Below are 18,657 nucleotides of genomic sequence, written 5' to 3'. Positions count from 1 at the left end.
TCGGCGCGGGCCCTTTCTCACATCAGCGCGGCGATCCGTCTGGCCACGTCCTCGGAGCGTTCGAGCGGCAGCATGTGCCCGGTCTTCGGGTAGATCACGAACCGCGCCGACGGCAGCGCCTCGGCGAGCACCCGTGAGTGCCGCATGGGCGTCAGCACGTCCCACGACCCCGCCATCACGACGGTCGGGACGTCCGACAGCACGGCCAGCGCCTCGCGCCGCTGGTGCAGCGTCAACTCCTCGCGGATCCCGACGAACGCCTCGCCGGACGTGTTCCCGGCCATCGCCGCGGCGGCCCGCACGTCGGCCCAGCGCGGACGACGCCCGAACGTCACCCGCAGACCCGGCGCGAGCACCCGCCCGAACCCGACCTTGGGCCGCTTGACCAGCCACTTCCCCGCAAGTCGCTCCACCGCGCTCTGCCGCGGCAGGTTCCCGCACGACGTGGCGATCAGCGCCACGCCCGAGACGCGCTCGAACAGCTCGGGGCGCTGCTCGGCGAGCGCCATGATCGTCATGCCGCCCAGCGAGTGGCCGGCCAGCACGATCCGCCCGGTGGGGACGTGCCTGTCCAGCACGGCCGCCAGGTCGTCCGCGAGGTCCGCGATGGTCCCGGTGCCGGTGCCCGCCGAGAGCCCGTGACCGCGCACGTCGTAGCGCACGACCCGGCCGGGCAGTGCGGCGGCGACGCGGTCCCACGTCGTGAGGTCCATGGTCCAGCCGTGCAGCAGGACGGCGGTCACGTCGGAGGACGAAGGCCCCGACGTGACGACGTTCAGCCGATCAAGAACGAGCGGCGCCACGAGCGCATCCCCGGCTTTCCGACGAGTCCGGCCTCATCCAGGAACGACATGATCCGCTCCCCCGACCAGCGGATGGTCTCCTGGAACTTCGGGTTGCCGAGCGCCTGGCGGTGCGCCTCGCGCACGTCCAGGCCGACGGCCGCGTACACCTGCGGGTTGATGATCGCGCGCGTGATCATCATCGACACGTACCCGATCAGCCACTTCTGGTACGGCTTCTCGTAGCCCTTGAGCCCGGCCATGCCCCGCTGGAGCTCCTCGCGGGCGAACCGCACGTGGCGGGCCTCCTCGAGCACGTGGATCCGGTTCACCATCCGCACGATCGGCTGGACGGTCTCGTCGGTCATCGCCTCGCGCTGCAGCCGGTCGAGGATCTCCTCGGCGACCAGGATCGAGCCGTACATCGCAGGGCCGTAGCCGATGATCGGCAGCAGCTTGCCCATGCGGTGCGTGTGCTTCGTCGGCCCGTAGGCCGGGCAGCCGATCCGCTCGACCAGGCGCGCGAACATCGTCGAATGACGGCACTCGTCGGCGACCTCGGTCAGCGCGTACTGGGCGTGCCGCGAGGTCGGGTCGGTGTTGTAGACCATCTTGACCAGCATCTGCATGAGCAGCAGCTCGAACCACAGGCCCACGGACGCGATGGACGCCAGCTCGTGCTTCGACAGCTCGATGCGCTGCTCCTGCGTGAGCGAGTCGTAGAGAGGCGTGCCGTAGAGCGAAATGCGCTTTTCAGGGATGTAGAAGAGGCCTTCGGCCAGAGGTGCGGACCAGTCGATGTCCACCTCGGGGTCGTAGAACTTCTCGGCGGACGACTTGAGCAGCCTCTCCGCGGTCTTCTCCCGATCGGCGACCCTCATCGGTTGCCCTCCCCGGTAAGTGTTACTTGAGGTAACGGTTACTTCTGGTAGCGTGCGTCACATGGCACGTACTGTCAAGGGGCCGGACGCGCGACGGGAGCGGTGGAAGGGTCACCGCGAGCAGCGCAGGGCGGAGTTCGTGGAGGCCACGATCGCCGCCGTGGCGAGGAAGGGCCCGGACGTCGGCATGGACGACGTGGCCGCGGAGGCCGGCGTCAGCAAGCCGGTGCTGTACCGGCACTTCACCGACAAGTCCGACCTGTACCTGGCAGTGGGCCAGAAGGCCACCGAACTGCTGATGGACCGCATGGGCCCGGCCCTGGTCGCCGACGGGCCGATCCGCGGCCGCATCGCGGGCATCGTCGACGCCTACCTGTCGGTGATCGAGGAGAACCCGAACCTCTACAAGTTCGTGGTCAAGGGCTCGTTCGTCGACCGGCCGGTGGAGAAGGACCTGGTCGCGGAGGACAAGAACCTCATCGCGACGACCCTGGCCCGGATCCTCGGCGACTACCTGCGCTCGTTCGACATGGACTCCGGCGGCGCCGAGCCGTGGGCGCACGCGCTCGTCGGCATGGTGCAGAACGCGGGCGACTGGTGGCTCGACCGCCAGACCATGTCCCGCGCGAACCTCAGCGACTACCTCGCCACGCTGATCTGGCACGCCATCGACGGGCTGCTGCGGTCGGCGGGCATCCAGGCGGACCCCGGACAACCCCTCACGCCTCTCCGATTGGTTGATTGATGAGCGAGCACGAGCACGACGAAGAGGGTTACAGCGGCTCCGCGGTCCTGGTGTTCGGCGAGGACGCGGTCCCGGTCGAGGTCGACCTCCGGGGCTACTTCCAGCCGATCGACGGCCGCTACCACTGGTACGGGCGCGTGAAGGCCAGCGACGACGTCACGAGCCGCGTCGAAGGGGGCGCCCGCAAGGCGGTGCTGCGCACCCCCACCGGCGAGGCGGAGGGGACGCTCACCGACCAGGACCCGTGGGGCCGCTACCGGGTCGGTGGCACGTCCACCCCGCCCTACCGGATCGAGGAGCCGGTCGAGCACTAGCGGGGAGGCCCGGACGAGCGCCGGGCCGCCACGGCTACGCGTTCCTCCTCCTCAGCAGCACGCCCGCGAGCACCAGGACCAGGCCGAACGCCGCCAGGGGCAGTGCCGGGAAACCGGTCCACGCGATCGGCGGGTCCTGCCGCACCTTCACCGTCGCCGAGCACCTCGGGTCGGACCCGCCCGGCTTGCAGTTCGAGCCCGGCACGTCCGAGGTCACGACGTTGCGCAGCTCGCCGGGCCCGGTCGCGGTCACCCGGTACGTGATCGTGGCCGTGGCCCCGACCGCCAGCTCGCCGGACCAGGTCAGCACCGGTGACGCGAAGGTGCCCGCGTCGGTGCCGTCCCAGGTCGCGTGCTTCAGCACGTCGGCCAGCGAGTCGCTGAACGAGGCCTCGACCGGCGTCCGGCCCGTGTTCCGGACGGTCACGGTGTAGGTGATCCGGTCGCCCGGTTTCGCCTCGGTCCGGTCCGCCTTCTTGACGACCTCCAGGCCCGACACCGGGGTCTCGGTGCCGCACTCCTCGCCGGGGCAGTTCGACGGCGTGCCGGACGTGACCACGTTGCGGAGGCGGAAGTCACCGGTCGGCGGGTCGTTCACCCGCACCCGGTACGTGACCGACCTCGTGGCCCCGACGGCGAGTTCGCCGGTCCACGTGAGCTTCGGCGCGGTGAACGCGCCGGCGCTCGTGTCCACGAAGGACGCGTCGTCGAGCACGCCGCTCAGGTCGTCGACGAAGCTCGCCGCCGGCAACGCGGTCTGGCCCGTGTTCGTGACCGTCACGGTGTAGGTGACGAGGTCGCCGGGCTTGGCCGACGCCACGTCCACCTTCTTCACGATCTCCAGCCGCGGCACGAGGACCTCGACCGAGCAGCCGTCGCGGCAGTTCGAGCCGGGGGTGTCGGACGTGACGACGTTCTTCAGCCGCAGGTCGCCCTTGCTCGTGACGGTCACGGAGTACCGGACCGTCGCCTCGGCGCCCTGCCCGAGCGTGCCCTTCCACGTCAGCTTCGGCTCGGCGTAGGTCGCGAAGCCCGAGGTCGAGGCCGCGTCGCCGTTGTAGGTGGCGTCGTCGAGCACCTCGGTCATGTCGTCGACGAACGTGGCGTCCTGCAACACGGTGGCGCCGGTGTTCTTCACGACGATCGTGTACGTGACCTTCTCCCCCGGCTTCGCCTCGGTCCGGTCCGCCTTCTTCACGAGCTGGAAGCCGGCGACGGGGGTGTCCGTGGTGCAGCCGTCCGAGCAGTCGGTCTCCGGCACGTCCGACGTCACGGCGTTCTTGAGCCGCTTGTCGCCGTCGCCGGTCACCTTCACCGAGTACGTGATCGTCACCGACGCGCCGACCGCGAGGTCACCCGTCCACGTCAGCACGGGCGAGGTGAACGTGCCCGCGTCCGTGCCGATCCAGGTGGCGTCGTCCAGCACACCGGACAGGTCGTCGGTGACCGAGATTCCACTGTGGACCGTCTTGCCGGTGTTGGTGACCGTCACGGTGTACCGGACGGTGTCACCCGGCTTGGCGGACTCCGGCTCGGACTTCTTCACCAGCTTCAGCCCGGCGATCGGCGTGACGGTCGCGCACTCGACGCACTTGCCGCCCGGTGTCTTCGTCGTCACGACGTTGTCCAGGCTGAAGTCACCGGTCACCGGGTTCTTCACGACGACCGTGTACGTCACGGTCACCGAGGTGCCGACCAGAAGATCGCCGGTCCACGTCAGCGTCGGCTCGGCGACCGCCACCGTGCCACCCGAAGCCGACCACGTGCCGAACGTCGCGTCGTCCAGGACCTTGCCCAGGTCGTCGGAGAACGAGGCTCCGAGCAGGTCGGTCTGACCGGTGTTCACGACCTCGACGGTGTACGTCACGGTGTCACCGGGCTTGGCCGACTTCACGTCGACGGACTTGCTGACCTCCATGCCCGGCAACGGGGTCGAGGTCGAGCACTTCGGATCGGCCGACCCCGGCGGGCAGTTGCCGCCGGGCGTGTCCGAGGTGACGACGTTGGTGAGCCTGTGGTCACCGTCGCCGGTCACCTTCACCGAGTAGGTGATGACGGCCTGCGAGCCGATCGGCAGGTCACCGGTCCACGTCAGCGCCGGAGCCGCGTAGGCGACTTCGCCCACGGTCGCCGCCGCGTCGTCGTTCCAGGTCGCGTCGTCCAGCACGCCGGTCAGGTCGTCGCGGAACGACGCCTTCTGGGCCGTCTGGCCGGTGTTCTTCACGGTCACCGTGTAGGTCACTACGTCACCCGGCACGGGCTTGTCCGGCGAGACCTCCTTCTCGATCGCGAGGCCCGCCACCGGGGTGTCGGTCGTGCAGCCCTCCGAGCAGTCGGTGCCCGGGGTCTCCGACGACACCACGTTCTTCAGCCGCTTGTCCCCCGCTCCCGTGACCTTCACCGAGTACGTGACCGTCACCGACGCCCCGACCGCGAGGTCACCGGTCCACGTCAGCTCCGGTGCCGCGAAGGACAGCGTGCCCGCGCTGGGGACCTGGTCGTCGTTCCAGGTCGCGTCGTCCAGCACCCCGGTCAGGTCGTCGGTCACGGAGATTCCACTGTGGACCGTCTGACCGGTGTTGGAGATCGTCACCGTGTACTTGACGATGTCACCGGGTTTCGCCGTGGCGGGCTCGGACCTCTTCACGAGTTTCAGCGAGGCGACCGGCGTGTCCGTCGTGCAGCCGTCGGCGCAGTTGTTGCCCGGCGTCTCGGACGTCACGACGTTCTTGAGCCGCTTGTCGCCGGCGCCGGTCACCTTCACCGTGTACGTGACGGTCGCCGTCCCGTCCACCGCCAGCTGTCCGGACCAGGTCAGCACGGGCGAGGCGAACGTGCCCGCGCTCGCGCCGATCCACGTGGCGTCGTCCAGCACACCGGTCAGGTCGTCGCGGAACGACGCGTCGAGCACGGTCCTGCCGGTGTTCCGCACGGTCACGGTGTACGTGACGGTGTCGCCCGGCTTGGCCGACGACGGCTCGGCGGTCTTCGTGATCTGCACGCCGGACACCGGGGTCGTCGTCGTGCAGTTCGGCACGCAGTTGTTGCCGGGGGTGTCGGACGTGACGACGTTCGTCAGCTGGTGATCACCCTTGCCGGTCACGACGACCGAGTACCTGATGGTGGCGGTCCCGCCGACCGGCAGCGTGCCGTTCCAGGTCAGCACGGGCGAGGTGAACGTGCCCGCGTCCGTGCCGCCCCACGTCGCGTCGTCGAGGACCTGGGTCAGGTCGTCGCGGAACGACGCGTTCAGCTCGGTCTGACCCGTGTTCCGCACGGTCACGGTGTAGGTGACGGTGTCGCCGGGGTTCGCGGACTTCCGGTCGACCTCCTTCACGATCTCCATGCCGGGCAACGGGGTCGTGGTGCCGCAACGGGGATCCGTCGAGCCGGGCGGGCAGTTGCCGGGGATCTCGGTGCTGACGCGGTTGACCAGCGCGTGATCGCCCTTGATCGGGTCGTCGACGCGGACCACGTACGTCACCGTCGCCGTGGCGCCGACCGCGAGGTCACCGGTCCACGTCAGCGTCGGTGCCACGAGCGCCACCGCACCCGGAGTCGCCTGCCCGGACACCCACGTGGCGTCGTCGAGCACGCCGGACAGGTCGTCCGTCACCTTCGCGCCGGTCAGCGGCACCTGGCCGGTGTTGGTGATCGTCACGGTGTAGGTGACCGGGTCACCGGGGTTCGCGGGCTGCCGGTCCACCTTCTTCTCGATCGTCAGCTCACGGCCGGGCGTCTCGGTGCTGCACGACGGGTCCTTGGACCCCGGCGGGCAGTTGGTGCCGGGCGTGTCCGAGGTGATCTTGTTGTTGAGCCTCTTGTCGCCGGGGTTCGGGTTCTTCACCGTCACCGTGTAGGTGATCGTGGCGGTGGCCCCGATCGGCAGGTCGCCCTTCCACTCCAGCCTCGGCCACACCAGCGCGACGGCGCCGATCGTGGCCTGCGCGTCGTCGTTGTAGCGCGCGTCGTCCAGGACCTGCGTCAGGTCGTCGGTGAACGACGCTCCTGTTTGGACGGTCTGGCCGGTGTTGGTGACCTTGATCGTGTAGGTCACGGTGTCACCGGGCACGACCTGGTCGCGGTCGTCGGACTTCTCGATCCGCAGCCCGGCGATCGGTGTGCTGGTCGAGCACTTGTCGCCGCCGGGGCAGTTCGCGCCGGGCGTGGTCGACGTGATGACGTTGTCCAGCCTGAAGTCCGCCGGGTCGCCGACCTTCACCGTGTAGGTGACGGTGGCCGTGCCGCCGGCCGCGAGATCGCCGGTCCACGTGAGCCGCGGAGCCGTGAAGGTCGCCGAACCCGTTGAGGCTTCAGCGGAAACCCACTCGGCGTCGTCCAGGACCTTCGCCAGGTCGTCGGTGAACGTGGCTCCCTGCAACGGGGTCTTGCCGGTGTTGCGCACGGTCACCGTGTACTTGACGGTGTCGCCGGGCTTGGCCGACTGCCGGTCGACCGCCTTCTCGAACTCGACGCCGGACACCGGGGTCGTCGTCGTGCAGTTCGGCACGCAGTTGTTCCCCGGCGTCTCCGAGGTGACGACGTTCGTCAGCTGCTTGTCGCCCTTGCCGTTCACGACCACGGTGTAGGTGATCGTCGCCGCCTCGCCGGGCGCCAGCGGGCCGGTCCAGGTCAGCTTCGGCGCGGCGAAGTCCGCCGTACCGCTCGAAGCGGTGACCGAACCCCAGGTCGCGTCGTCGAGCACCTGCGTCAGGTCGTCGATGAACGACGGGGTCGACGCCGTCTTGCCGGTGTTCCGCACGGTGACCGTGTACTTCACGGTGTCACCGGGGTTCGCGGACTGCCGGTCCACGCCCTTCTTGATCTCCACCCCGGACACGGGCGTGGAGGTGCGGCAGTCCGCGTCCGCGGACCCCTCCGGGCAGTTGGAGCCGGGCGTGGTCGAGGTGATCACGTTGTCCAGCAGGTGATCGCCCTTGCCGGTCACCTTCACCGAGTACGTGACGGTGGCCGAGCCACCGACCGCGAGCGAACCGTTCCACGTCAGCACCGGCGAGGTGAACGTGCCCGCGCTGGTGCCGATCCAGTCGGCGTCGTCCAGCACCTTCGACAGGTCGTCGGAGAACGTGGCGTTCAGCGCGGTCTTGCCGGTGTTGGTGACCTTCACCGTGTACGTGACGGTGTCACCGGGGTTCGCGGACTGCCGGTCGACGGACTTCTCGATCTTCAAGCCGGCGACCGGTGTGGTCGTGCCGCACTTCGGATCGGTCGACCCCGGCGGGCAGTTGCCGCCCGGCGTGGTGGACGTGATCGCGTTGGCCAGCTGGAAGTCGCCCTGGACGGGGTTGGTGACCTTCACCGCGTAGGTGACGGTCGCGGACCCGCCGACCGGCAGGTTGCCGGTCCAGGTCAGCTTCGGCGCGGTGAACTCGGCCGTGCCCGACGACGCTGCCGCCGACACCCACTCGGCGTCGTCGAGGACGCGCGCCAGGTCGTCGGTGAAAGTGGCGCCCTGCCAAGGAGTCCTGCCGGTGTTCGTGACGGTGACCGTGTACGTGACGGTCTCGCCGGGGTTCGCCGACTGCTTGTCGGCCTTCTTCTCGAAGGTGATGCCGGAGACCGGGGTGTCGGTCGTGCAGCTCGGCACGCAGTTGTTGCCGGGCGTCTCCGAGGTGACGACGTTCGTGAGCTGCTTGTCGCCCTTGCCGGTCACGACGACCGTGTAGGTGACCGTCGCCGACGCGCCGACGGCCAGCGCGCCCGTCCAGGTCAGCGTCGGGGACACGAAGTTCGCCGTGCCGCTGGACGCCGTCGCGGAGCCCCAGGTCGCGTCGTCGAGCACCTTCGTCAGGTCATCGGCGAACATCGCGTTCAGCGGCGTCTTGCCGGTGTTGGTGACCTTCACCGTGTACGTCACCGTGTCGCCGGGGTTCGCGGCCTGCCGGTCCACGGACTTCTCGATCTTCACGCCCGGTGTGTTCACCGTGGTCGAGCAGTCGGGGTCGGTCGAGCCGGCCAGGCAGTTGCCCGCGCTGCTGACGACGGCGTTGCGCAGCTGGTGGTCACCGGTGATCGGGTTCTTGACCGTGACGGAGTACGTCAGCGTGACGGTCCTGCCCTTGCCGATGTCGCCGGACCACGTCAGTTTCGGTGCGGTGTAGGAGATCGAGCCGGAGGTCGCGGCCTGGTCGTTGTTGAACGTCGCGTCGTCCAGCACCTGCGTGAGGTCGTCGGAGACGCTGAGCCCGGTGACGTCCGTGGCGCCGGAGTTGGTGATGGTGACCGTGTACGGCACCTGCTCACCGGGGTTCGCCGTGGTCTTGGTCGTGGACTTCTTGATGTCCAGGCACTCGACCGGCAGTCGGTAGTCCTCGACCTCGCCGCTGTCCGCGAGGCCCTTCTCGTTGCGCACCTGGTCGACGTTGTAGCTCGCCCGGAAGCGCGCGTAGGTGGTGCCGCACCTGATGCTCCCCGGGATCTTCCACGTGATCGTGACCGAGGTGGCGCCGGCCGGGAAGTCCGTGCAGGCGCGTTCGTTGCCGCTGTCGAACGTGTCGTTGCCGTTGAAGTCGATCCACGCGCAGGTTCGACCTGGTTGCGAGGCGCCGGACAAGGCCACCCGCACCGAGTAGTCCTCGCCCGCGTCCGACCTGGCGAGGCGCGGGAACGCCGCCACGCCGTCGTCGAGGTCGTCGCCGTTGGGCGTGTTGTTGTCCGCGCCGGCCGCCACGGCCTTCGGGCTCGGCGTCACGGACCCGGTGTTGATCGTCGCCGGGTTGTCGGCCGACACGCCCGAGCCCATCACCAGATCTCCGATGGTGTGGCTCGCGGCGGACCCGGCGTCGTAGCTCGCGGGCGCGTCACCGAAGTCCTCGTCCACGGAGACACCCGCGACGTAGAAGTCGTCGGTCGGCGTGCTGCTGTTGGTGAGCATGTCGATCTGGAAGCTCACGGAGCTGATCGTGCCGTTGAGCTTCACGCTGCCGCACGACGCCGGCGCCAGCCTCGCGCCGTTGGAGTTGCACAGCACGTTGAGGTTGCGGTTCGGCGCCTCGATGCGGGTGCCGTTCTGCCCGATCGTCATGTTGGTCGCGCCCGCGAGGGGCCCGTCGAGCGTGACTCCCGGCGTGGTCAGCGTGTGGGCGACGTGCGTGCTGCCAGTGTTGCCGACGGTCGCGCCGCTGCCCGCGATGTGCAGCACCGGGTCGCGCACCGGCCGGTTGAACGAGAACGTGAGCGTGCCCCGGTTGAAGCAGTCGACGAACGCCGCACACCCCGCGGCCGCCGCCGTCAGGCCGATCAGCGCCGTGTTCGCCGGGATCTGCGGCCGGAAGTTGCCCGGCACCGCCCCCCGGTCGCCGGGAGGGGAGTTCAGCGTGGTCAGCCGCACGTTCGCTCCCGACACCGAGGCCGTGACCTGCGTGCCGGACGACAGCGTCGAGCGCGCGGAGGCGTTGGTCGCGGGCAGCGCCGAGGACGTGGACCACGACCCGGCCGCGTGCGACTGGTACGCCTGCGCGGGCAGCGAGAAGGTCGTTGCCGAGACCACGAGCAACAGGGCGAGCAGGGCGGCGCGCATAGCACTCCTCAACAGCGTGACGACTCCGTCACGCTAGGTGCGCTCAAACCCTCCTACCAGCGCAATCACCGCTTCAGGCGACCTCGACGCACGGCGGGGATGCGGGCTGCCCGACCTTGTCCGATACTGCGCCGTTCCCGAAACGAGGAGGGCCCCGGTCGTGACGACCGGGGCCCTCCTCCGCTCTGACGACTCAGGCGCCGAAACCGACCCTGCGCGAGTCCTGCGGGCCGATCTCCACGTACGCGACGCGGCCAGCGGGCACGACGAACCGCGCGCCCTTGGCGTCCACCAGCGTCAGCACGCTGGACTTGCCGGACACCGCGTCCGCCACCAGGGACTCGACCTCGGACGGGTTGAGCTCACTGGTCACGACGAGTTCGCGCCCGCTGTCCGCGACGCCGATCCTGACCTCCACGCTGACCTCCGTGCTCAAGAGAAAAAACTGAACCCGAGCCTACCTAGCCCAGACCCAGCTGCGTCATGCGCCGCGCGTGCGACTGCTGGAGCCGGCGGAACAGCTGACCGATCCCGGCGAGGTCTCCCGACCCCCGCACGATGAGCTCCGAGAGCCCGTCCCGCTCCGCCACCACGTACTGGGCCTGCGTCAACGCCTCTCCGAGGAGCCGCCGGCCCCACAGCGCGAGCCGGTCGCGGACCCGCGGATCGGACTCGACGGCGGCCAGGACTTCGCGTTCAGCGAACGCCGAGTGACCCGTGTCGGCGAGCACGTGGAGCACGAGTTCCTTCGTCGGCTCGTCGAGCCAGTTCGCCACCTCGCGGTAGAAGTCGGCCGCGAGCCCGTCACCGACGTACGCCTTCACGAGCGACTCGAGCCACGACTTGGGGCTCGTCGACTCGTGGAACGCGTCGAAACCCTTCACGAACGGCGCCATCGCGTCCTCGACGGCGATCCCCTCGGCGGCGAGGTGCTTCTGCAACAGCGTGAAGTGCCCGATCTCGGCCGCCGCCATCTGCGCGAGCGCCGCGCGGCCCGCCAGGGTCGGCGCCGTGCGCGAGTCCTCCGTCATCCGGTCGAAAGCCGAGAGCTCGCCATATGCGAGCGCTCCCAGAAGATCGACAACACCCTCCGCAACACCCATGAGACGCAAGCCTAGTGGTCAAATGCGTCTGGGCAGGTAGAATGGGCCTGGACGCCCGGCGTGACGAGTGTGACGAACCGCCGCGAGGCGCACGAAATGGTGCGCGTACACCTTTCCCGCAGCTGATTCCCAAGCGCGGTCGAGAGGCCCGGCAGGGCTCGTACGCGCTTGGTACGAGAGAGGCTGATCACCCTGACCGCTGAAGTAGAAGCACATCTGGACCCGGTCCTGCTGGAGCACAGCGAGGCCGGAGTTCCCGAAGAGGACACGTCCCACCCGCTGCTGGCCGACGCGCCGGTGGCACCCGAATCCCCCACGTTCGCCGAGCTCGGAGTGCGCGACGAGATCGTCAAGGCGCTCAGCGAAGCGGGCATCGAACGCACGTTCGCCATCCAGGAGCTGACGCTCCCCATCGCGCTCGCCGGCGACGACGTCATCGGCCAGGCGCGCACCGGCACCGGCAAGACGCTCGGGTTCGGCGTGCCGCTGCTGCACCGCACCGAACTGCCCGGTGACGGCACCCCGCAGGCCCTGGTGGTCGTGCCCACCCGTGAGCTGTGCCTCCAGGTCTCGCACGACCTCACCGACGCGGCGAAGCACCTCGACCTGAAGGTCGCCGCGATCTACGGCGGCATCCCGTACGAGCGGCAGATCGCGCAGCTCCGCAAGGGCGTCGACGTCGTCATCGGCACGCCCGGCCGCCTCCTCGACCTGGCCGAACAGCAGCACCTGGTGCTCGGCAAGGTCCGCATGCTGGTGCTCGACGAGGCCGACGAGATGCTCGACCTGGGCTTCCTGCCCGACATCGAGCGCATCCTCACCATGGTCCCGGACAAGCGCCAGACGATGCTGTTCAGCGCGACCATGCCGGGCCCGATCATCACGCTGGCCCGCACGTTCCTGAACCAGCCGACGCACATCCGCGCGGAGGAGAACAACGCTCCGCAGACGCACGAGAACATCTCGCAGTTCGTCTACCGCGCGCACTCGATGGACAAGCCGGAGATGCTGGCCCGCGTGCTGCAGGCCCGCGACCGCGGTCTGACGATGGTGTTCGCGCGGACCAAGCGCACCGCGCAGAAGGTCGCCGACGACCTGACCGAGCGCGGGTTCGCCGCGGCCGCCGTGCACGGCGACCTGGGCCAGGGCGCGCGCGAGAAGGCGCTGCGGGCGTTCCGCAGCGGCAAGGTCGACGTGCTCGTGGCCACCGACGTCGCCGCGCGCGGCATCGACATCGACGACGTGACGCACGTCATCAACTACCAGTGCCCCGAGGACGAGAAGACGTACGTCCACCGCATCGGCCGCACGGGCCGTGCCGGGCGCATGGGCATCGCGGTCACGTTCGTCGACTGGGACGAGACGAACCGCTGGCAGGTCGTCAACGACCTGCTCGGCCTGGGCGCGCCGCTGCCGGTGGAGACGTACTCGACGTCCGACCACCTGTTCGCCGACATGGGCATCCCGTCCGGTTCGACCGGCCGGTTGCCGCTGAGCCACCGCACCCGCGCGGGCCTCGACGCCGAAGAGGAGGAGCAGCTCGACGCCGGCAAGCGCAAGCGCCGCAGCCGCCGCCCCGGCTCGTCCCGCTCCGAGGGCGACCAGGCCGCGGAGGCGAACAACGAGGAGACCAGGCCGAAGCGGACCCGTTCGCGCACGCGCAGCCGTGCCGGCGTGTCGCAGGAGTCCGGTGAGCAGGCGCAGTCCGCGTCCGAGGGCGCCGAGAAGTCCGCCTCGGACAAGCCGCGCCGGCGCCGTCGTCGCCGAAGCTCTGCCGAACAGGCCGCTCCTTCGGCAGACTGATCACATGTCGTCCCCCGGTTCCGACGTCACCGACGTCGAGGACGTCCTCGACGAGCCCGCGCACGAGACAGCGCCGCCCGTCGAGGAGCGTCCGCCCGCCCGGTCCTGGCGCACCCGCGCCGACTTCATCGCGGTCGCCGTGATCGCGGTGGTGTCGGTGGTGGCGTCGGTGCTGACGTGGGCCTTCAGCGATGCTCGCGCCACGACGTCGATCACCGGGCCGTCGTCGTGGGCCCCGCTGCCCGAGGCGGCCGCGCTGCCGCCGTCGCTCTCCGAGGTGTGGCGGGCGCGCAGCGGCGCGTCGCAGTCGCCCGTGGTGGTGCTGACGCCGTCGAAGGAGACCGGCGAGGAGAAGCCCTCGACGGTCGTCACCGGCGACGGCGGCGAGGTCAACGGGCGCGACCCGCTGACCGGCGACGTGCGGTGGACGTACAAGCGCGACCTGCCGTTGTGCGTCGTGAGCTCGGCTTGGGGCCGGGCCATGGCGCTGTACTCCAAGGGCGAGAACTGCTCGGAGCTCACGTCGCTCGACGGCGTGACCGGCGAGCGGCGGGCGCAGCGCAACGGCGACGCGGAACCGGGCACGGCACTGCTCAACGAGGGGTCGCACCTGATCACGACGGGCTCGAAGTTCGTCGAGGTCTACCGGCGTGACGACCTGGTGCGCTCCCTCGAGTACGGCGGCCTCCGGGCGATCGTGAACCCGGGCAAGCAGCCGCGCGTCGGCTGCACGTACGGCTCGGTCGCCGTCGCGTCCGGCAGGTTCGCGATGATCGAGCGCTGCCCCGAGGACGCGTCGGACCGCGTGACGATCCTCAAGCCGAACCCGGACAAGTCCGACGAGCCCAAGGTGTTCGGCAGCTCCGTCACCGGCGCGAAGGGCGCGCAGGTCGTCGCCGTCACCGACAAGCTCGTCGCGGTGGCCGTGCCGAACCCGAGTCGGCTGCTGATCTACGACGCCGAGACCGGCAACCAGGTCAACGAGGCCCCGATCGACGTGCCGGCCGCCGACTTCACCGACCCGCCGAACCACGTGTCCCGCGTCTTCAACACCAAGACGAACGCCTTCTGGTTCACCGGATCGCGCACGATCGCGCTGTCGCTCGACACGCTCACTCCACTGTGGACCGCCGACGGCACGCTGGGCGCCGGCACCACCCTCGCGGGCCGCGCGATCATCCCGGTGCAGGAGGGTCTGCGCGTGTTCGAGCAGGCCACCGGCGCCGTCGTGGGCACGGTCAAGCTGGACCGCGAAGGCCACACGGGCCCTGTGCAACTCGCCACAGCCGGTTCCGTCGTCCTCGAGCAGCGTGGCGAAACCCTGGTCGCGCTGCGATAGTTCAGCTCGTGTACTCGCAGATCAGTCCGCACCGGGCGCAACGCGTCGACTTCCAGGGCCGCCACGGCACGATCGCCGCGTTGCGCGCGCCCGCGATGGGCGACGACGCGATGCGCACCACCGTGCTGCTGGTGCCCGGCTACACGGGGTCCAAAGAGGACTTCGCACCGATGATCGACCCGATCGCCGACGCGGGCTTCGAGGTCGTCGCCCTGGACCTGCCGGGCCAGCAGGACTCGGCGGGCCCGGACGACGAGGCGCTCTACCGCCCCGGCCCGCTCGGCTCGGTCATCGCCGAGCTGATCGGCAAGATCGCCGCGGACGGCCGGAAAGTCCTGCTGCTCGGCCACTCCTACGGCGGCCTGGTGGCACGCGCCGCGGTCTTCGCGGGCGCCCCGATCGCCGGCCTGACCCTGATGTCGTCGGGCCCAGCGGAAATCCCGGCAGGCGAACGCCGCACCGTCCTCGAAGTGGGCGAGCACGTGCTGGCCGAACAGGGCGTGGAGGGCACCCAGAGGCTGAACGAGCTGCGGTCACAACAGAACCCGGCCTACGCCGCACTACCGCAGGAACTGCGCGACTTCTACCGCGCGAGGTTCCTCAAGTCGAACGCCGCCGCCCTCCTGGGCATGGCCAACGGCCTGCGCTTCGAACCGGACCAGGTCGCCAAACTGGCCCGCGCCCTCCGCTCCTCCGGCACGCCGTGCCTGGTGGTGTGCGGCGACGCGGACGACGCCTGGACCCCAGCCGCCCAGCGCGACATGGCGGAACGCCTGGACGCGGACTTCGCCGTGCTGCCGGGCGTGATGCACTCCCCCAACACCGAGGCGCCGCTGGACCTCATCGCCACCCTCCTGCCGACCTGGCGGGCGTGGCTGACGTCCTGAGCCGGCTTGCTGGGGTGCGGCGCGGCCTCGGCCGGCGGCGTGAGCGGGCCTGCCGGGGTGTGGCGCGGCCTTGGCCGATGTCGTGAGCCGGCTTGCTGAGGTGCGGACCGGCCTTGGCCGGCGGCGCGCCCGCGACTCAACCGCGGGCTAGGCCCACCAGAACGTCCACAACGTCACGCCCGTGACCACGAGCACCACGACGGACGCGACCGGCGCCTTCCAGTCCGCGTACCGGTCGGCCACGATCTGCGCCGCGACCACCAGCAACGCCGCCACCACGTGCGCGACCACAGACAACGTGCCGGGCCCCGGCAGATCGCGGGAGTTCGCGTAGAACTGGACGCCGATGTTCCCCAGGGCGAGCAGCACCAAGCCCACCGCGAGCACACCGCTCACGGCGCGCAGGAGTCCGTAGGTCCGCGACGGCCGCTTTGCTGCTTCCACGTCCACTCCCGCCACCCTACGGGTCCTGGGGTGCGCGGGCAGGCATGACCCGGACGGCCGCCGCCACGGCTACGGCAAAAGCCGCACTCCAGACACCCTTCCGGGCCACACGGCGGCAAGCCGGAGCCCCAGCAAGCCGGAGGCCGCCACCGCCTAAGGCGCCAACAGCGCCCAAGGCTCCAACGACGGAGCCGCCGCCTGCCCCTCCGCACAACTCCGCCGAAAATCGCACCACTGGCACTGCCGCCCCGTGACCGGCGGGAACAGCACCTCCGGGTCCCCACCCGCCTTCAGCGTCTCCGTGGCCAGGTCGATCTCGTCCGCCGCCTCCTCCGCCCGCCGCACGTGCCGCGCCAGCGACTCCTCCGTGTGCTCCCACACGGCGATCGAGCCGGACGGCAGGTGGTGCAGTTCGACGCGGCGGCACGGTTTGCGCAGGGTGCGGCGGGCCGCCAGCGCGTACAGCGCCAGGGCCTGGGAGCCTCGGGCGTCGTCGGAGGTCAGGACGTGGCGGCCGGTCTTGTAGTCGACGATGACCAGTTCGCCGTCGCGGTGGTCGATGCGGTCCACGCGGCCCTCGGCGACGATGCGCTCGGTCGGGGAGGACACCCAGCGCTCGACGCCGAGCGGTTCGAAGTCGACGTCCAGGGACGAGACGTACTCGTGGACCCAGCCCTGGGCCCGGGTGCGGTACTCGGCGGCCTGGTCCACGTCGCGGAAGCCCTCGGACTTCCACTGGCGGCTGACCAGGGCCACGGCCTGGTCCGGGGTGCGGCGGTCGGCCGGCAGGTCGAACAGGGCCTTCAGCGCGTTGTGCACGACGGCGCCCAGCGTGTTGTGCGCCCAGGCGCCGCCTCGGGGTGGTGAGGGGCGGTCGAGGTACGTCATCCGGAAGCGGCGCGGGCAGTCCGTCCACGTCGCGAGCTTCGCGGGCGTGACGCGCACGAGCCGACGTGGTGCCGCGGTGCCGAAGTCGAAGCCGAGTTGTTCCACCCCGGCCAAGTTACTCAGCCACCCTGACAGAAAATCAACCGCATGGAGATCTGGCACAACCCCCGCTGCTCGAAGAGCCGCGCGGCCAAGCAGCGCCTGGACGAGAGCAACGTCGAATACACCGAACGGCGCTATCTCGACGACGTGCCCACCTTCGAGGAGCTCGACCACGTCCTAGAGCTGCTGGACAAGCAGCCCTGGGAGATCGCGCGCAAGAAGGAGGCCGCCTACCCCGTGACCCTCGAGCACGACCGCGCGAAGTGGATCGAGCACATGGTCGCCAACCCGAGCCTCATCGAACGGCCGATCATCATCGACGGCGACAGCGCGCGCATCGAGCGCTAGACGCCCGACGTGATGAAGCCCTGCACGGACGACGCGACGAGCTGCACGGCGATCGCGGCCAGCAGCAGACCGGCGATCTTGGCCATCAGCAGGATGCCGCTCTCCTTGAACACCTTGATCAGCAGACCGGCGGACCGCAGCGTCCCCAGCAGCACGAGGTGCACGGCCACGATCGCCGCGGCCAGGGCGAAGTAGGAACCCCACGCGCCGTCCGCCTGGCGCACGAACACGATCGTCGCCGCGATCGCACCGGGCCCGGCCAGCAGCGGCGTCCCCAGCGGCACGAGGGCGATGTTCACGTCCTCGACCTCGGGGTGGTTGGTCGCGCCCTTGCCGGTCAGCAGGTCGAGCGCGATCAGCAACAGCAGCAACCCGCCCGCGCCCTGCAGGGCGGGGATGCCGATGTGCATGTACGCGAGGATCGAGTTGCCGGCGACGGCGAACAGCGTGATCACCAGGAACGACACCAGCACGCCCTGACGCGCGGCCCTCTTGCGGGCCTCGCGGGACTTGCGCCCCACCAGCCCCAGGAACACGGGCACGGTGCCGGGCGGGTCCATGATCACCAGCAGGGTGATCGAGGCCTCGATGAAGAGCCGCAGGTTGAACACGCGAACACCGCCTTATCCGACGAGGATCTTGCAGCCCGTCGCCCTCTCGGCCAGAGCATCCAGCATCTCGGGCGCCGTCGTCTCCGCGCCGAGCCGCACGGTCTTGTTCGTGCCGTGGTAGTCACTCGACCCGGTGACGACCAGCCCCAGCGAGTCCGCGAGCGACCTCAGCGACCGCCGGGTCTCGACGTCGTGGTCCGGGTGGTCGACCTCGACGCCGGCCAGGCCGATCGAGGCGAGCGACCGCACGACCGAGGGCGCCACGACGGGGCCGCGGGAGCGGGCGAACGGGTGGGCCAGCACGGTCACGCCGCCCGCCTCGGTGATCATCTCGATCGCGCGCTCGACGGGGGTGTCGGTGCGGCCCACGTAGTACTGGCCGCCGGTCAGGAACGTCGCGAACGCCTCGTCGACCGACGTCACCACACCGGCGCGGATCAGCGCCTGGGCGAGGTGCGGGCGGCCGGCCGGCGCGTCGAACGGCAGGCGGGACATCAGGTCGACCGGGTCGATCGGGAAGCCGTCGGCCTGCATCATCTCGGCCATCTTCTGCAGCCGCGCGCGCCGTTCCTCACGCAGGCGTGACTGCTCCTTCATCAACATGGCGTGCGTCGGGTCGTAGAGGTACGCCAGCAGATGAACGGTGATCGTGTGGCCGTAGCCGTCCGCCGAGGAGCACGACAGCTCGGCGCCGCGCACCAGCCGCAGGCCCGACGGCAGCGCCGCCTCGGCCTCGGCCCACCCGGCCGCCGTGTCGTGGTCCGTGATCGCCACCGCGTCGAGCCCCGCGAGGGCCGCGGCCCTCACCAGGTCTGCGGGGCTGTCGGTACCGTCGGACTCGGACGAATGGGTGTGCAGATCGATGACCAC

At 70.1% G+C, this 18,657-nt stretch carries 15 protein-coding genes; 6 read left to right on the top strand and 9 right to left on the bottom strand.

The features are described from left to right. Nucleotides 1-17 precede the first annotated feature (17 nt). Both BMY74_RS04960 and BMY74_RS04955 read right to left on the bottom strand, forming a co-directional pair. Complete coding sequence (locus BMY74_RS04960) at nucleotides 18-803, bottom strand: alpha/beta fold hydrolase (RefSeq protein ID WP_245785886.1); 786 nt, start codon at nucleotides 801-803, stop codon at nucleotides 18-20. Further along, nucleotides 776-1,663, bottom strand: a complete 888-nt coding sequence (locus BMY74_RS04955) for an AurF N-oxygenase family protein (RefSeq protein ID WP_089909902.1) — start codon at nucleotides 1,661-1,663, stop codon at nucleotides 776-778. Before BMY74_RS04955 ends, BMY74_RS04960 begins: the two co-directional genes overlap by 28 nt. 61 nt (nucleotides 1,664-1,724) lie before the next feature. On the opposite strand from BMY74_RS04955, the gene BMY74_RS04950 reads away from it, so the two are divergent. Together BMY74_RS04950 and BMY74_RS04945 are read left to right on the top strand one after the other, a co-directional pair. Continuing rightward, a complete protein-coding gene (locus BMY74_RS04950) occupies nucleotides 1,725-2,408 on the top strand; it encodes a TetR/AcrR family transcriptional regulator (RefSeq protein WP_089909899.1) in 684 nt (227 codons plus the stop codon). After that, on the top strand, nucleotides 2,408-2,722 hold the full coding sequence (locus BMY74_RS04945; RefSeq protein ID WP_089909896.1) for a DUF4873 domain-containing protein: 315 nt from the start codon (nucleotides 2,408-2,410) through the stop codon (nucleotides 2,720-2,722). Before BMY74_RS04950 ends, BMY74_RS04945 begins: the two co-directional genes overlap by 1 nt. Before the next feature lie 34 nt (nucleotides 2,723-2,756). On the opposite strand, the gene BMY74_RS04940 is transcribed toward BMY74_RS04945, so the two are convergent. The 3 genes from BMY74_RS04940 to BMY74_RS04930 form a co-directional block, all read right to left on the bottom strand. Continuing rightward, nucleotides 2,757-10,262, bottom strand: a complete 7,506-nt coding sequence (locus BMY74_RS04940) for a DUF7927 domain-containing protein (protein WP_089909893.1) — start codon at nucleotides 10,260-10,262, stop codon at nucleotides 2,757-2,759. 193 nt (nucleotides 10,263-10,455) lie between these two features. Continuing rightward, nucleotides 10,456-10,680: a DUF3107 domain-containing protein gene (locus BMY74_RS04935; RefSeq protein ID WP_089910556.1), complete on the bottom strand. Its 225-nt coding sequence runs from the start codon at nucleotides 10,678-10,680 to the stop codon at nucleotides 10,456-10,458. Nucleotides 10,681-10,723: 43 nt separating this feature from the next. Then, entirely contained in the window at nucleotides 10,724-11,365 is a 642-nt protein-coding gene (locus BMY74_RS04930; RefSeq protein WP_089909890.1) for a ferritin-like fold-containing protein, read from the bottom strand. A gap of 297 nt (nucleotides 11,366-11,662) precedes the next feature. On the opposite strand from BMY74_RS04930, the gene BMY74_RS04925 reads away from it, so the two are divergent. From BMY74_RS04925 to BMY74_RS04915, 3 genes are read left to right on the top strand one after another with little or no spacing between them, the layout of a single operon-like run. After that, entirely contained in the window at nucleotides 11,663-13,168 is a 1,506-nt protein-coding gene (locus BMY74_RS04925; RefSeq protein WP_483867888.1) for a DEAD/DEAH box helicase, read from the top strand. 4 nt (nucleotides 13,169-13,172) lie between these two features. Continuing rightward, nucleotides 13,173-14,507, top strand: coding sequence for an Rv3212 family protein (locus BMY74_RS04920; RefSeq protein ID WP_089909884.1), 1,335 nt, complete (start codon nucleotides 13,173-13,175; stop codon nucleotides 14,505-14,507). 8 nt (nucleotides 14,508-14,515) lie between these two features. Further along, a complete protein-coding gene (locus BMY74_RS04915) occupies nucleotides 14,516-15,394 on the top strand; it encodes an alpha/beta fold hydrolase (RefSeq protein WP_089909881.1) in 879 nt (292 codons plus the stop codon). Nucleotides 15,395-15,541: 147 nt separating this feature from the next. Here the strand turns inward: BMY74_RS04915 and BMY74_RS04910 are convergent, their stop codons facing one another. Both BMY74_RS04910 and BMY74_RS04905 read right to left on the bottom strand, forming a co-directional pair. Further along, a complete protein-coding gene (locus BMY74_RS04910) occupies nucleotides 15,542-15,838 on the bottom strand; it encodes a hypothetical protein (protein WP_143091445.1) in 297 nt (98 codons plus the stop codon). A gap of 153 nt (nucleotides 15,839-15,991) precedes the next feature. After that, nucleotides 15,992-16,831, bottom strand: coding sequence for a RecB family exonuclease (locus tag BMY74_RS04905; protein WP_177229563.1), 840 nt, complete (start codon nucleotides 16,829-16,831; stop codon nucleotides 15,992-15,994). A 42-nt stretch (nucleotides 16,832-16,873) separates the two neighbouring features. On the opposite strand from BMY74_RS04905, the gene BMY74_RS04900 reads away from it, so the two are divergent. Beyond that, on the top strand, nucleotides 16,874-17,176 hold the full coding sequence (locus tag BMY74_RS04900) for an ArsC/Spx/MgsR family protein (RefSeq protein WP_089909872.1): 303 nt from the start codon (nucleotides 16,874-16,876) through the stop codon (nucleotides 17,174-17,176). On the opposite strand, the gene BMY74_RS04895 is transcribed toward BMY74_RS04900, so the two are convergent. Beyond that, nucleotides 17,173-17,787: a MarC family protein gene (locus tag BMY74_RS04895; protein ID WP_256557314.1), complete on the bottom strand. Its 615-nt coding sequence runs from the start codon at nucleotides 17,785-17,787 to the stop codon at nucleotides 17,173-17,175. The two genes, BMY74_RS04900 and BMY74_RS04895, sit on opposite strands and share 4 nt — an antisense overlap. 12 nt (nucleotides 17,788-17,799) lie before the next feature. Further along, nucleotides 17,800-18,657, bottom strand: coding sequence for a PHP domain-containing protein (locus BMY74_RS04890; RefSeq protein ID WP_425434813.1), 858 nt, complete (start codon nucleotides 18,655-18,657; stop codon nucleotides 17,800-17,802).

The sequence above is a fragment of the Lentzea albida genome (assembly GCF_900111005.1).
Lineage (GTDB): Bacteria > Actinomycetota > Actinomycetes > Mycobacteriales > Pseudonocardiaceae > Lentzea > Lentzea albida.
This window is presented reverse-complemented; position numbering and strand designations above follow the sequence as displayed.

What these genes read in the sequence shown, in the direction of transcription:
- BMY74_RS04930 (WP_089909890.1), bottom strand. Translation starts at nt 11,365, where the DNA reads ATGGGTGTTGCGGAGGGTGTTGTCGATCTTCTGGGAGCGCTCGCATAT.
- BMY74_RS04920 (WP_089909884.1), top strand. Translation starts at nt 13,173, where the DNA reads ATGTCGTCCCCCGGTTCCGACGTCACCGACGTCGAGGACGTCCTCGAC.
- BMY74_RS04940 (WP_089909893.1), bottom strand. Translation starts at nt 10,262, where the DNA reads ATGCGCGCCGCCCTGCTCGCCCTGTTGCTCGTGGTCTCGGCAACGACC.
- BMY74_RS04945 (WP_089909896.1), top strand. Translation starts at nt 2,408, where the DNA reads ATGAGCGAGCACGAGCACGACGAAGAGGGTTACAGCGGCTCCGCGGTC.
- BMY74_RS04955 (WP_089909902.1), bottom strand. Translation starts at nt 1,663, where the DNA reads ATGAGGGTCGCCGATCGGGAGAAGACCGCGGAGAGGCTGCTCAAGTCG.
- BMY74_RS04950 (WP_089909899.1), top strand. Translation starts at nt 1,725, where the DNA reads ATGGCACGTACTGTCAAGGGGCCGGACGCGCGACGGGAGCGGTGGAAG.
- BMY74_RS04900 (WP_089909872.1), top strand. Translation starts at nt 16,874, where the DNA reads ATGGAGATCTGGCACAACCCCCGCTGCTCGAAGAGCCGCGCGGCCAAG.